The 13,759-nt window shown below is 68.1% G+C and carries 9 protein-coding genes; 1 reads left to right on the forward strand and 8 read right to left on the reverse strand.

What is annotated here, in order from left to right:
- Positions 1–54: 54 nt before the first annotated feature.
- Both FZ029_RS13630 and FZ029_RS13635 read right to left on the reverse strand, forming a co-directional pair.
- Positions 55–852, reverse strand: coding sequence for a response regulator transcription factor (locus FZ029_RS13630; RefSeq protein ID WP_149200967.1), 798 nt, complete (start codon positions 850–852; stop codon positions 55–57).
- 721 nt (positions 853–1,573) lie between these two features.
- Positions 1,574–4,336 carry a carbohydrate-binding domain-containing protein gene (locus tag FZ029_RS13635; protein WP_247892297.1) on the reverse strand — a complete coding sequence of 921 codons (2,763 nt, stop codon included), beginning with the start codon at positions 4,334–4,336 and terminating at the stop codon, positions 1,574–1,576.
- A gap of 342 nt (positions 4,337–4,678) precedes the next feature.
- On the opposite strand from FZ029_RS13635, the gene FZ029_RS13640 reads away from it, so the two are divergent.
- Positions 4,679–5,866, forward strand: coding sequence for a glycosyltransferase family 4 protein (locus FZ029_RS13640; protein WP_149269716.1), 1,188 nt, complete (start codon positions 4,679–4,681; stop codon positions 5,864–5,866).
- 10 nt (positions 5,867–5,876) lie between these two features.
- On the opposite strand, the gene FZ029_RS13645 is transcribed toward FZ029_RS13640, so the two are convergent.
- Genes FZ029_RS13645 through FZ029_RS13670 form a run of 6 tightly spaced genes read right to left on the reverse strand, consistent with a single transcriptional unit; the run spans position 5,877 to position 13,703 of the window.
- Positions 5,877–7,553: a DUF2190 family protein gene (locus FZ029_RS13645; RefSeq protein WP_149269717.1), complete on the reverse strand. Its 1,677-nt coding sequence runs from the start codon at positions 7,551–7,553 to the stop codon at positions 5,877–5,879.
- Complete coding sequence (locus FZ029_RS13650) at positions 7,550–8,827, reverse strand: glycosyltransferase family 4 protein (RefSeq protein ID WP_149269718.1); 1,278 nt, start codon at positions 8,825–8,827, stop codon at positions 7,550–7,552. Before FZ029_RS13650 ends, FZ029_RS13645 begins: the two co-directional genes overlap by 4 nt.
- 10 nt (positions 8,828–8,837) lie before the next feature.
- A complete protein-coding gene (locus tag FZ029_RS13655) occupies positions 8,838–10,025 on the reverse strand; it encodes a glycosyltransferase family 4 protein (RefSeq protein ID WP_247892298.1) in 1,188 nt (395 codons plus the stop codon).
- The gene (locus FZ029_RS13660; RefSeq protein WP_149269719.1) at positions 10,010–11,530 is read right to left on the reverse strand and encodes an O-antigen ligase family protein; all 1,521 of its coding nucleotides are present in this window, start codon (positions 11,528–11,530) and stop codon (positions 10,010–10,012) included. The genes FZ029_RS13655 and FZ029_RS13660 overlap by 16 nt, the downstream gene beginning before the upstream one ends.
- On the reverse strand, positions 11,527–12,549 hold the full coding sequence (locus tag FZ029_RS13665) for a glycosyltransferase family 2 protein (RefSeq protein WP_247892299.1): 1,023 nt from the start codon (positions 12,547–12,549) through the stop codon (positions 11,527–11,529). Before FZ029_RS13665 ends, FZ029_RS13660 begins: the two co-directional genes overlap by 4 nt.
- On the reverse strand, positions 12,546–13,703 hold the full coding sequence (locus tag FZ029_RS13670) for a glycosyltransferase (protein WP_149269720.1): 1,158 nt from the start codon (positions 13,701–13,703) through the stop codon (positions 12,546–12,548). The genes FZ029_RS13665 and FZ029_RS13670 overlap by 4 nt, the downstream gene beginning before the upstream one ends.
- Between the last annotated feature and the right edge of the window lie 56 nt (positions 13,704–13,759).

A 13,759-nucleotide genomic window follows, 5' to 3' on the forward strand; every position in this document is an offset into this window, starting at 1 on the left:
CGCCGGCAAGGGACGGGCGCCGCCATGCCGGCGCCCGTGCGCATTCTCCCAGGATTACGGTGCCGCCCGCTCCAGGAAATACTCCATCTCCTGGATGATGCCGCTCTGCGCGGCCCAGAGTGCGGCCTGGGTGCGGTTGCGGACATTGATGGTCTGCATGATGTGACGGACATGCAGCTTCACCAGATCCTCCGTCATCCCCATCTCGCGCGCGATCTCCTTGTTGCTGCATCCGTCCATGATGAGCTTCAGGATACGGGCGTGGCGCGGGTAGAGGCCGGGATAGCCCAGAAGTTCGCTTTCATGCTGGGCAATCGCCCCATCCTCTCCGCCCCGGCGGAGCGCGGTGGGCGAGAAATAGTCGAAGCATTCTTCCGGCACGACCGGTTCGCCGGCATGGATCAGGCGCAAGGACAGCACGAAGGCGGTCGGAGCCATCCGGTTCAGCAGATAGCCGCGAACGCCGAAGCGCAGGGCCATCCGCATGTGGTGGGCGGAGAATTCGTCGGCGATCATCGCCAGCTTGGCCTGTTCGCCGTACCAGTTGCGGAAGTTCCAGGCGTCGGTCTTCAGAGAGGCGAGGTCGAACAGAACGATGTCCGCCGTCCGTTCGGAACTGCCGTTGCCCGCCGGCGGTTCCAGCGTGACCACGGCCCCGCCGGCCGACATGCCGTCGGAATAACGGTCGGGGCCGCCGTTCGCCCGGCCATTCCACATCGTCTTGGGTGAAAGTCCGGTTGCGAGGCGGCTTTGCGGATCGATGACCTCGAAGCAGTCGTCCAGGATGTTCAGGATGGATTCGCGCAGCAATCGGCTTTGGTTGTGAACAATTACCCGAATGCGATCGGACATGTCCGTCTCCCCCAAGAAATAGACGAATTGGTGGACGGCATCGCGCGGCCGGAAGGCAAGGATTCCCCCCTGGACGCTTTGCTTCGACGTCGATTGCACCGGTGCATTGCAATTCGGGTCTGCCGGATTCTGGTGCCCGGCGTGAAACCCTCGGCCCCCCGTTCGGGCCGTTGCCACCTTTGTCTCCGGTACCTCCGCGCCTGGCCGCGCAATGCCGCATATCCGATGGACGGTGCACGTTGTATCGGTCTTCTCGTGCTCGCCCGATCGAATTTAGATCAAACTATGATCCGGCACTCACGGCATTGTCTGCTGCACTTCTGGAATGATTCCAGGCTCAGTGGGGTGTGAACTCATACTGTCCGGGCAGAGTCCTTCGTCAGAAGGCCGGCAGTAATAAGTCATCCTTGCACGCGAATATGGAAGTGATTACCCGCTAAAGCCATGCCGGTCTCCGGCGGGTATCGCCAAGTGGGGAAGGTCGCAAGCAAAGGAAGCCAAACGATATTGCCGTTCAAAGAAGAAAAAGCTCTTTGCAAGACAACTTATGTTAGATGGCTGGACTTGGGGTCAAGCTGCACTGGGCGAGTTCGTTAGCGATAATATAGACTCTTAAACAGAGTTTGCCAGGACAATTTTCACTGAACATCGAAACGAAAACGGAGCCCCGCCGGGACGGGACTCCGCTTTCGTTCCGACGACCTGCCTGCCGGCTTCCGCCTTACGCCGCCACGTCGTGGGTGATGGCGAAGACGCCGGTGTCCCAGCGGGCGATGGTGGTGTCGAAGCCGCCGACACCGTTCACCACGTCGAAGCCCTGCGTGGTGTTGTGGATCAGGTCCTGGACCGTGTAGTGGCCGTTGGCGAGCTGAAGCTCCACATGGGTGGCCACCGCCTTGCGCGCCGCGGTGTCGTTGAAATCGACCCGGTCGGAGGCGACGACGATCAGCCGGTCCTTCTGGTCGTAGAAGCCGTAGCCGGTGATCTGGGCGTCCGGATCCTTGTCGGTGAAGGTCAGCGGGTAATGGTAGTTCAGCGCCTCGTCGCCGATCAGGACCGGCGCCTTGGCCTTCAGGGCGGCGATCTCGGCGTCGCTGAACAGGTTGTGCCCGTCATAGGTCGCCTGCGGAATGATCCAGGCGCTGGGCGTGCTGGCCTTGGTCATCGACGGCAGGGCCGCGTCGCTGACGTAATAGCCGAAGGTCGCGCCGGCATCATGCAGCTTGGTGATCGGCTCCAGCAGTTCGCCCAGATAGGCGTTGCCGATGGCGTTGCCGTCGGGCTCCAGCGCGTTCATCGCCTTCTCGGCATTGGCGCTGTAATAGAGCGCCGGGCCGAAGGGACGGGTCGGCACGATGTCGCGCAGCATGTCCAGCCAGGGCTGCTTCACCTCGCCCCAATCGTGATAGCTGCGCGACCACTGCTCCGCCGCGCGGCGGACGCCGCCCTGGTCGTCGGCGATCATCGTCCAGCCGCTCTGCAGCCAGGTCTGTTCCAGACGGCCCCAGCCCAGTTCCTCGCGCACCGTACCGGTCACGCCGGTGTAGAGGCTGTTCACCGCACCCCAGTAATCATCTTCCGACGAGGACATCATGTGGCCGAAATGGGCGTCCGGCGCGCGGGCGGCATGGATGCCCAGCATCGCCTGCTCGTAGGAGGCCGGTGCCTGCTTGTGCTGCATCTCGAAGCGTTCGAGGGTCTGCACGTTGAACAGGATGTCCTTCTCGTTCATCTTGTCCGCGATCACGCGGGCATCGACGCCGGCGAATTCGCGCATTGCCGCCGGGGTGAAGGACACCTGGGTGGTCAGCCACGCCGCCTTGCCGGTGTTCTTGACGATGGCGTCATCCAGCGCCTTCCAGCTATAGGCCCAGCCGTCGACGAAGTAATCCAGCCACTGGGTCGGGTGGTTGTCGACGATGTCCGCCGCCTGCTGCGCCAGCGTGCTTCCCGCCACCTTGATGCCGGTTTTGGCGCTGAACTCCGCGATCATGCGGCTGTTGAAGAAGTCCATCACGCCGGAATGCGGGCTGCCGTCGAAGAAGTCGGCCAGTTCATAGCCGCGGGTGCCGGTCAGGGCCGACAGGCGGCCCAGCTTGTCGGCCATCCAGTCGGCGTAATGGGCGGTGCCGCCGGTCCAGCCGGCCGGCGCGTCCTTGGCGTCCAGCGGCATCAGCGGGCTGACATAGCCCCAGCCATAGGGATTGCTGCTGTCGGCGTTCAGGACGTAGCCGTCGGCGTCGCGGCCCAGATACTGCTGATGGGCCTTGACCCAGGACACCCAGGCCTTGTGGCCGCCCAGGCTGGCGAACTCACCGCCGTTCTGCGACTCTGTGAAGGTGTCCTCCCACAGCTGCAAGCCGATCAGCGGCATCACCCCGTCGGACAGATGACCGGCGGCGACGTCGCGGGTTTCCTTGAGATGGGCGGCGTTGGAATAATCGGGCACCGATTCCCAGAACAGGTGCTGCGGCGCCAGCCCGCGGTCGGCGCCCCAGGAGATGGTCGACACATCGGACATCAGCGGCGGCCGGTCGCTGCTGACCCCGGCGCTGGCGCTGTGGTCGTTCTTCGGCAGCGTGGCGGTGGGTGCCGTCGGAGCCGGCGTGGTGGGGGTGGGAGCGGTCGGTGTGGGGGGCGTGGTCGTCGTGGTGCCGGCGAGCATGTCCTTGGTGACGGGAACGCTCAGCGTGCCGTTCCACCAAAGGCCCTGCTGGCCGGAGATGACGTCCTTGCCGTCCAGCGCGCCACGGTCATAAGTGACCCCGGCGGCGGTCGAGGCGACGCTGTGCCCGTTCACCACGACCGAGCCGACATAAAGGCTGCGGTCCTGGCCGTTGACGACGGCGTCGTTGTCGTACTGGACCTGGACCTTGTGCGCCTGGGTCGGGTCGAGATCGACCGTGAATTTGTAGGCGGTCTGGCTGGTGGCGGCCACCTTGGCGTCGCCAACCGCCTTGCCGTCGACGAGAAGCTTGAAGTGCGGCGGCACCCCGCCCGCGCTCTTGCCCCAGGCGTTGACGACGACGCTGTAGGACTTGGTCGCCGCCGGAGCCGCGGTAATGGCATCGTCCGCCGGGAACAGCGACGCCGGCAGCGGCACGTTCAGCGCACCGCCCCAGTAAAGGGCTTCCTGCCCCTTCACCACGTCCTTTCCGTCGACCGCACCCCTGTCATAGGTGACCGACGGATCGGTGGCGGCGATCGACGTGCCGTTCACCGAGACGGCCTGGACGAACAGGTTGCGGTCGACGCCGCCCGAAAGGCCGTCATTGTCGTAGACGATCTGCAGCTTGTGCGCGCTGTCGGCCGCGACCTTGGTGGAGATGGTGTAGCGCCCCAGGCTGCTGCTGTTCACCGTCGCCTGACCGATGGTCGCGCCGTCGAGCTTGAGCGCCAGATGCGGCCAGACGCCGCCGGCTGCTTGTCCCCATGCGTCGATCGCAAAGGTGACATCGATGAGATTGGACCCGGTGAGCGCCATCGGCACGACTCCCATTAATCGGATATTAAGATCTTGCTAGACTGGGTTAACCGTATCGGTTGGATTACCCTGCTCGTTGGGAGTAGTCGCACAGAATTCGCTATAGAATGGAGAGTCAATCTTGGGACATGACTCTGACTCATCTTTGACTCTTCCAAAAAAATCGATTTTGAGTCCGCGAATGTTTTAGTGTCTGAAGGACTGAGTCCAACAACGGCAGTCTTAAGCCTGTTGTGTGGCGTCCGTATCTTTCGTTTGTTTGGCGTGGGTGCCGGCGCCGTGGTCCACTTCGGCACGAACCGCCGCAGATACCGCCGATCAAGCCGGGCAGGAGATCGCCTTATGCGCACCGCTTCCCTGCGCATCGCCGTCGTCACGCAAAAGATCGTCCGGCATGACGGACAGGGGCGCGTGAACGCCGTCGTGGTCGATGAACTGCTCCGCCGTGGGCATGAGGTCGTCGCCATCGCGTCGGAATTGGCGGATGAGTTGGCGCGCCATCCCCGTTTGCGCTGGGTGCCGGTCAGCGGCGGCGGTGTGCCGACGCAGTTGGCGAAGGACCAGCTGTTCGCCTGGCGCGCGAGCCGGGCCCTGGCGCGGGAACGGCAGGCGGGGATAGATCGGGTGGTGGTGAACGGTTTCGTCAGCTGGGCGCGGTCGGACGTGAACGCCGTGCATTTCGTCCACTCCGCCTGGATGCGCTCCGCCACCCATCCGATCCGCAAGGGCGTTTCGCCGTTGTCGCTCTATCGCGCGCTCTACACCCTGCTGAATGTCGGGTTCGAGCGCTGGAGCTTCCGCCGCGCCGGCCGGCTGGTGGCCGTCTCACGGACCGTTGCGGACGAACTGCGTCGGGACGGCATCGAGACTGCCCGGCTGCGGGTGATCGACAATGGCGTCGATGTCCGGGAGTTTCGTCCGGGCACACCCGATCCGACGCTGTTCGGCCTGCCGCCCGGCCGTCCGGTGGCGCTGTTCGTCGGCGACGCCCGCAGCGACCGCAAGAATCTGGACGGGGTGCTGCGCGCGCTTGCCGACGTGCCCGATCTGGCGCTGGCGGTGGTCGGCGACGAGCGCGGCGGCCCGTTCCCGGCAATGGCGCGGGCGCTGGGGGTGGACGATCGGGTCCGTTTCCTCGGCCACCGGCGCGACGTGGCGGCGCTGATGCGGGCGGCCGACCTGTTCGTTTTCCCGACCCGCTATGAACCCTTCGGGCTCGTCCTGCTGGAGGCGGCGGCCAGCGGCCTGCCGGTGGTCACCACCCGGCTGGCCGGCGCCGGCCGTCTGCTGGAGGATGGTGCAGCCATCCTGCTGGATGATCCGGACGCGCATGGGGATCTGGTGCGGGCCATGCACGATCTTGCTGCGGACCCGTCCCTGCGCCGCCGGATGGGCGAGGCGGGCCGCCGCATCGCCGAAAGCCAGGACTGGTCGGTGACGGCCGGACAGTATGCCGATCTGCTGGAGGAACTGGGTCCGGCGGATCAGGCGGTCGACGGGCGGCGGCTGTTGGCCGGGTCGGCATCCTGACCTGCTCCCCTTACCGCAACTCCAGCCTCAGCTCCATGACCACGCTGTCGGTTCCCGGCGCAGCGTCCGCCACCGCGATTCCGACCGGCGCCGCCGCTCCAGGGGTGGGATCGACACGCTGGGGGGTGCCGCCGCCGGGGCGCAGGACGGTGCCCATGCGGATGGCGGCGCGGGTCTTGCCGACCGGCACGGTTCCACCGGTGGCGACGGGAACGATGCCGCCGGCGGCAGCCGTGGTCAGGGCGACGCCGTCGGCCGGGCGGTCGGGCTCCAGCCGGCGCACCCGGTCGTAGTCGCGCTGCACCAGATTGCCGGCATCGACCCCGCCGGCGCCGACCTTGCGGAACTCGCCGGAGCAATCCAGCGCCTCGAACCGGTTGGCGCGGCAGGTGCCGGAGATGGCGAGAGCCGGGGCGAAACCGTCACGGCCCAGGCGGATCAGCCGCTCCGCATCGTCGAAGCGGTTGCCGACGGCGGAGGCGGCGACGATGGCGGCGGTCTCGATGTCGGCGGCGCGGTCGTTGGTGCCGTCGCCGAAGCTGGCGCTGCCGCCGGTGAACTCGTTGCGCTCCAGCGCGCGCACCACGATCAGGCCGGTGACCGGCCGCTTGGCCAGGCGATAGACCGGCAGCAGCGAGCCGCTGCAACCGATCAGGACATTGCCGTACATCTCCGCCATCGGCCCCTGGATCCAACCGTTGCCGCAGGCCTCGAAGGCGCAGTCCAGGAACTTGTTGTTGGACAGGAAGGTCCGCTTCGCCGGCCCGTCCTCCGCCAGGATCGCGTAGGGCGAGAAGCCGAAATGGCAGGAGATGAAGCTGGAATGGTCGATGCCGTTCTCCGGCGCCACAGCGATGGAGGCCAGCGTATTGCCGGCAAGGTCGGTGTCGAGGAACAGATGATCGCCGAAGCTGTCGGTCCCCGCCGACCAAAAGGCGCCGATGTGGTTCTTGGTCAGCTGGCAGGAGATCAGCGAGGAATGATCGCGCCAGACATCCACCCCGGCGCGGAAGCCGAACACCCCGACCCGCTCCAGCAGGAAGCGGGAGGTCAGCGCCAGCCCATCCATGCCCGGCGGCGGGTCGCCCGGCCGATTGCCGGGCTTCGGCCCGCGCAGGCTGATGTGCGCGATGCGGCTGCGCTGATAGCCCTTGTCGTCGTCGCGCACGCCCTGCCGGCTGCCGGCCCGGATTGCGAAGCGTCCGGGGCCCAGATCCTCCGGCCAGGACAGCAGCGAGGCGCGCATGCCGGCGCCGACGATCTCCACCTCGTTGAAGGCGTCGTCGTAGCGGTCGAGGTTGGGCAGGACGATCTCGCCATCCAGCCGGTAATCGCCGGGCGGCACCAGCACCGTCCCGCCCTGTCCGCTGCGCGCCAGTTCCAGCACGGCGCCCTGCAGAGCCGCCCAATCGCATTCCTGGTCCAGGGATCGGACATGCGGATGGACGCGCCGTGCCGCCTCCAGGCTCTTGTAGCGCTCCGACAGGGGATGGCTGCGCCCGTCACCGACGGCGCCGCGTTCGCGGATCGACAGGGCTGGGCCGCTTCTCTGCGGCGGGTCCGGTGCCGGGCGCAATGGCTTGTCCTGGGCGGCTTGGGCGGCAGCGGGCGTCCGGGCGGCGGGCAGGGCGAGGGCGGCCGCCAGCAACGCACGCCTGCCGATGCGGCAGCCGGGACCGCCGGTCATGGCCCGAAGTCCCGCGATCGACGGCCAGGCCGGCCCAGCGAACCGATGCCATCACTGAGCGCCGCGCGATAGACCTGCTCCAGCCGGTCGAGATGGCGGTCCAGCGTGAAGGGCGCGCGCCAGTACCCGTCATGGGCGTTCCGGCCCATCCGCTCCACCTCCGCGTCGTGGGACAGCAGCCGGAGGCAGCGGGCGAGGTCGGCGGCGTCGCCGCTGCGGAACAGAAAGCCGTTCTCTCCGGGCCGCACAGCCTCCGCCGCCGCGCAATTGTCGCTGACGACGATCGGAACGCCGTTCGCCAGCGCCTCGTAGGCGGCGAGCCCGAACGTCTCGTACCACAGCGACGGAACCACCAGGGCCCGCGCCCGCCGCACCTCCTCCAGCACGGCATCGGGCGGCAGCCAGCCGGCAAGTTCCGCATCCGGGTTCAGCCGGCGCACCGCCGCCGCCTCGTCGCCGTCGCCGACGAAGCGCACCGGACAGTTGGCCTGTGCCGCCGCCTCGGCCAGCAAAGCGGCGCCCTTCTCGCGCGACAGGCGGCCAACGAACAGCACGGGGCGGTTGCCGGCGACCGGGGCGGGGCCGCGATCCCTGAGTTCGTCCGGGACTTCCACCGGGTTGGGGACGGGCAGGGTGACGGTGCCGGGCGGCAGATGGCGGGCGACCACCGCGCGCTGCCGGTCGCTGAGCGTCACCAGTGCCATGCCGCCGGTGAAGCCGCCGGCCAACGCCCCCGCCGCATGGCGGGCGGCGCGCCACCATTTGTGGTGCCGGGCGCGGGCGTCGCAGTCGGTGGCGAGACAGCCGGTGGACAGCGCCCGGTGCGGGCAGTTGACGCCCTCGGGAAAGACGAAGAAGGCGCCGTTGGGGCAGAGCGGGAAATAGTCGTGCAGGGTCAGCAGCACCGGCAGGCCGGATTTCCGGCAGACCGGGAAGACGCTGGGCGACAGCGCCTTGGCCCAGCCATGGATATGGACCACCGTGTCGTTTGCCGGGCAGCTGCCGAGCAGGCTTTCCAGCGCGCGCGCCGCCTCCCGGTTCCAGATGCCGCGCAGCGCCGCCTGCACGCGGTCGGCGTTGCCCTTCAGGTCGGGCTGCTCCAGGCAATGGACGGTGATGCCGTCGGTCAGCAGGGCAGGGTCGATGGGAGGGACGGCGGTGAAGAAATGGACCCGGTGGCCGCGCCGGGCCAGCCCGACGGCGCCGGCGATTGCGACCTTCGCCAGCCCGCCGCTGGGATGGGCATGGTCGCAGAGGATGACGATCGTGCTCATCGCAGGGTGCTCATTGCAGGGCGCCGCGATAGACTGCCGCGGTGCGGGCGGCGATGACCGGCCAGTCGAACCGGCTGCGCACCAGCGCCCGGCAGGCGTCGGCGTCCGGCAGCCGGCGGACGCCGGTCAGCGCCTCCGCAAGGCCGATGCCGATGGAGCGTGCGTCGGTCCCGGCCAGCACGAGGTCGCCGTCCAGCCCCTCCACCACCTCTGGCAGGCCGCCTATGGGCGTGACCATCACCGGCGTGCCGGCCGCCAGCGATTCCAGCGCGGTCAGGCCGAAGCCCTCCAGCGCCTGCGACGGCATCACGCACAGGTCGGCGGCGCGGTAGGCGAGCGGAAGATGCGCGTCGGGAACGAAGCCCAGCAGCCGCACGTGGTCCTCCAGCCCCAGCGCGCCGATGCGGTCCTGAAGGGCCGCCGCCTCTGGCCCGCGGCCGGCGACCACCAGCAGAACGTCGGGCACCCGGCGGCGCAGTTCCACCATGGCATCGACCAGGGCAGTCAGCCCCATGCGCTTCACCAGCCGGCGCACCGTCAGCAGGATGGGACGCCCCTGCGGCCAGCCGAGGCGGGCGCGCGCCTGATGGCGGTTGTCGGAAAGGTCGTAGCGGTCGGCATCGACCCCGCCGGGTACCCGGTGGATGCGCTCCGGCTGGATGCCATAGCGCTCGGTCAGGATGGTGGCGAAGGACTGCGACAGGACGACGAAGCGGGCGGCGCGGCGATAGACCAGCCGCTCCACCAGGAATTTCAGCCGCACCGCCAGCGGACCGGCGCCCTCGGCGGCGCTTTCCAGCGCCCAGGGGCCGTGGAAATGGACGACCAGCGGCCGGTTGCGCAAGGCGGGCAGGGCGCCCACCATATTCAGCGCGAAATGGGAGGCGACGAGGTCGGGCGCCTGCCGGCGCAGCGTCTCGGCGATGGCGGTCCGCGCCGCGGCCACCCGGCGCGGCAGCGAGGCGGTCGGCGGTGCGAAGCTGTCGATGCGGGCGCCATTGTCCAGCGTCCGGGAAACGGTGCCGAGCACCAGCCCGGAAAAGGCAATGCCCTGCTGCGGCAGGTAACGGGCGAGGTGGTAGAACATGTTCTCCGCCCCGCCATGGGTCTCCGGAAACCAGCCCAGCCCAAGCTGAAGCACGCTGGTCTCCCGCATCTCCCCCGGCAGCGGGCCGGGCAGGATCAGGCTTCCGTCCATTGCTTGTCCTCTTGGAATTGATGGGCGGGGACAGACGTCGGGACGGCGCCCTGCAGGCCGGCGAGCCCGTAATTCTTGGCCGCAATCGCCATGCCCAGGAAGAACCAGAAGCCGACGCCCGTGACCTTCACCAGCGTGTGTTCGAACACCATGCAGCCGAGCATCGTCAGGGCCGCCGTTTCGGCGCAGCGGGCGAAGGGGTCGGGCGGGGCGCCGCCGCGGCGCAGCATCCCGGCCGTCAGCATGATCAGGCCGGCGACATAGCCGAACGCGCCGGGCCACCCCAGCTCATAGGGCACGCGCAGGATGCCGCTGTCGAAATAGGCCATGACGCCCAGCTGCCCGTCCTCGTTGGTCAGCTTGGTCGCGGTGTCGATGGTGCCGAGCCCGGCGCCGCGCACCTCGGTCAGCGCATAGAACAGGAAGGTGACATAAAACTCCTGCCGGTCCTGGTAGCTGCGGTCATTCTCCATTGAATTCAGCGTGTCGAACCGGGAGACGATGGCCTGATTGACCCTAGGCACGCTCAGCAGCGGCAGGGAGCACAGGACCAGCCCGACGCCGACCGCGATCAGCCGCATCCGGTGGCGGCCGGGCATGGTCAGCATCAGCCAGGTGAAGGTGAACAGCCCGGCCAGCCAGGCCGCGCGCACAAGACTGAGCAGCAGCGAGCCCAGGGCCAGCGCGCCGGCGATCGGAACCAGGATGCCGCGTGCGGCCGGCAGCACGGCCAGCCCCGTGACCAGCAGGAAGGCCAGCGGGCCGGAGGAGTTCATCGTGCTGAACACCCGCACCTGCATCGGCAGCGGCAAGCCCTGGTTGGTCATCCCGACATTGAGGAGCCATCGCGCATCCCAGGCCGGCATGACGAAGTATTGGATCAGTCCATAGCCGCCGACCAGCGCCAGCCCGAGGACGAAGGCGCGCAGCACGGCGTCACGCATCTGCGGGTAGATCGGCCAGTGCAGGGCGACATAGAGCCCCAGCATCACCGGCACCACCCAGTTCAACAGTGCGAAGGTCGCCGCCGCCACGCCGGCCTGGGAGATTCCATTGAAGTAGGCGTAGGAGATGCCAAGCATCACCGGCAGGAAGCCGAAATAGGCGCGGTAGCGCAGCATCGGAAGATACTGCGCGATCACCAGCCCGGTCATGGCGCCGACGACGAAGGGCGTCACCATGATCGGGCTGATGACGCTCCAGCCCGACTGGTAATCGACCAGCCGGCGCACCTCCGGCGTCAGGAACCACAGCCACCACGTGAAGGCGGCGAACCGGGCAGGATCTCGTGTCACCAGCAGCGCGCCGACGGCGAGCGCCCCAATCGGAAAGACGATCTCCAGCACACCGGCCTTGCCCATCAGGACCGGGACCGCCACCAGGAACCAGAAGACCGGTGCCGCCATTCTGTTCAGGGAGGGCAGGCCGCCGGTGCCGTGATGGCCGGTGTCATGATGGGCCGTGCCGTGATGGCCATGCTCCAAGCCGGCTGTGGCGAAGGTCATGCCGCCGTCTCCCGCCAGTCGCGCATTCCCTCCAGCCGGCCGCGCAAGGTGGCGCGCAGCTTCGCCCCGGCATGGCGGTCGCCGCGCAGCGCCAGCCGCGCCCATTGCGCCAGTCCGGGAAACTCGCAGGTCCCCACCAGCATGGCCCAGGCGGCGAAGGCCGCGCGGTTGGCCGGGCCGAAATGGGCCATCAGGGCCAGCGTGTCGTTGAAGGTCGCATTCTCCTGCGCCAGCGGGTGGAAGTGGTTCGCGCCACGCTGGTCGATGTCGAAGCGCACAGCCGGGAAGTGGTCGACCGCCACCAGCGGGTCGTAGACCAGCCGCCACCCCTGGCGGGACAGGCGCAGGCAGAAATCCACCTCGTTGCGGACCTGGGCGCCGCTGCCGCGCAGCCGGGTGTTCAGCCGCTGGCCGTCGATCGCCGCGCGGCGGAAGCTCCAGTTGGCGCCTTTCAGCACGTCGACATCCCGCCCCGGACCGACGCCCAGATGATGGTTGCCGATGACCCGGCCGAACCATTGCAGCCGGCCGACGACCAGGGCCTCCCCGGTTTCCGGCACGCCGTCGTGATAGACATGGTCGCGGCCGCCGACGCCGCCGATGCGCGGATCGGCCCGGTACCAGGCCTCGATCCGCTCGACCCAGTCGGGATGGGGGACGGCGTCGTCGTCGGTGATGGCGACGATGTCGCCGCGGGCATGATCCATGCCGCGGTTGATCGCCGCCACCTGCCCCGGCACGTCGATGCCGGCGACCTCGACCGGCAGGGTGGAGGCATAGCGCCGGGCAACCTCTGCGGACTCCGGATCGGTGTCGCGCACGGTGACGACCACCTGGACCGGCGCCAGCGTCTGCCGGACCAGACCGTCCAGGCAGCCGGCCAACTGGTCCGGCCTGCGATAGGTCGGTACGATCACGGTGACGCCCAGATGTTCGACGGCATGGGGGTCGATCGGGACATGGGAGGCGGGGCGGGGCATGCCGGTGGGGTTGCCAGCGGAATTCATGGTCACGCTCATGCCGGAGCCAGCTCCCGCCCGCGGGCGTCGTTGGCGGCGGCCCGTGCCGGGGCCAGGGCCGGTTCCTCGCCGTTCACCCAGCTGTCGATGGTCTCGCGCAGCCGCGCCTTGAACACCGAACGGTCGAAGCGGGCGGCATAGGCCTGGATGACGGTGGGATTGAAGCGGTGTTCCTGCGCCTCGAAGCGTTGCACCGCCTCGATCAGCGCTTCCGGCGTCTGCTGGTCGAAGAACAGGCCGGACAGGCCGTCCCTCACCGTCTCGGTCGCGCCGCCACGGTTCAGGGCGATCACCGGCCGGCCGGCGGCCATCGCCTCGACGGGGACGATGCCGAAATCCTCGTTGGCGGTGAAGACCAGGGCGCGGCAGGCGGCATATTGCCGGTCCAACTCCTCGGCGGAACAATGGCCCAGCAGTTCCACCGTCGGCCCGGCCATCTGCTTCAGCCGGCGGTACTCCTCGCCCTCGCCGACCACGACCAGCTTGCGGCCCATGCGGTTGAAGGCTTCGATCGCCACGTCGGCGCGCTTGTAGGACACCAGCTGGCTGACGAACAGGTAGTGATCGCCGGGCGGCTCCGCGGTGGCGAAGCGCCGGGTTTCCACCGGCGGGTTGATGACGGTGGAGTCGCGGCGGTAGACCCGCCAGATGCGCTTCGCCACCGTCTCGGAATTGGCGATGAAACGGTCGACCCGCGCCGCCGTCGCCAGATCCCATTGCCGCAGCCGGTGGATGGCATAGGGCATCAGCGGCCGGACGATCGGCCCGGCCGAGTGCAGGTAATCGTGATAGCCGCTCCACACATAGCGCATCGGCGTGTGGCAGTAGCAGACGTGCAGCGCGTCCGGCCTGGTCAGCACCCCCTTCGCCGGCCCGGATTCACTGCTGATGACGAGGTCGTAGGCGCTGAGGTCGAGCTGCTCCAGCGCCAGCGGCATCAGCGGCAGATACTTCTGATACATCCGGTGGGCCATCGGCAGCCGGTCGATGAAGGTCGTGGTGACCTGATGGCTGCGGATGATCGGGGAGATCCGCTCCGGCCGGTAGACGTGGGTGAAGACGTCGGCCTCCGGATACAGCTCGCACAGGGCTTCGATAACCTTCTCCCCCCCGCGCATCCCGACGAGCCAGTAATGGACGATCGCGACTTTCATTGTGGGTCCTCCGGCAAGGGGCAGGCCTTCACTTGGGCCGAGGGTAATTGGGTTCT

The organism is Azospirillum sp. Sh1 (assembly GCF_008365135.1).
Taxonomy (GTDB): domain Bacteria; phylum Pseudomonadota; class Alphaproteobacteria; order Azospirillales; family Azospirillaceae; genus Azospirillum; species Azospirillum oryzae.

Bases quoted from the DNA above. Each gene is read 5' to 3' on its own strand.
- FZ029_RS13670 (WP_149269720.1), bottom strand. From the start codon at position 13,703: ATGAAAGTCGCGATCGTCCATTACTGGCTCGTCGGGATGCGCGGGGGG.
- FZ029_RS13640 (WP_149269716.1), top strand. From the start codon at position 4,679: ATGCGCACCGCTTCCCTGCGCATCGCCGTCGTCACGCAAAAGATCGTC.
- FZ029_RS13645 (WP_149269717.1), bottom strand. From the start codon at position 7,553: ATGACCGGCGGTCCCGGCTGCCGCATCGGCAGGCGTGCGTTGCTGGCG.
- FZ029_RS13665 (WP_247892299.1), bottom strand. From the start codon at position 12,549: ATGAGCGTGACCATGAATTCCGCTGGCAACCCCACCGGCATGCCCCGC.
- FZ029_RS13660 (WP_149269719.1), bottom strand. From the start codon at position 11,530: ATGACCTTCGCCACAGCCGGCTTGGAGCATGGCCATCACGGCACGGCC.
- FZ029_RS13655 (WP_247892298.1), bottom strand. From the start codon at position 10,025: ATGGACGGAAGCCTGATCCTGCCCGGCCCGCTGCCGGGGGAGATGCGG.
- FZ029_RS13650 (WP_149269718.1), bottom strand. From the start codon at position 8,827: ATGAGCACGATCGTCATCCTCTGCGACCATGCCCATCCCAGCGGCGGG.
- FZ029_RS13630 (WP_149200967.1), bottom strand. From the start codon at position 852: ATGTCCGATCGCATTCGGGTAATTGTTCACAACCAAAGCCGATTGCTG.
- FZ029_RS13635 (WP_247892297.1), bottom strand. From the start codon at position 4,336: ATGGCGCTCACCGGGTCCAATCTCATCGATGTCACCTTTGCGATCGAC.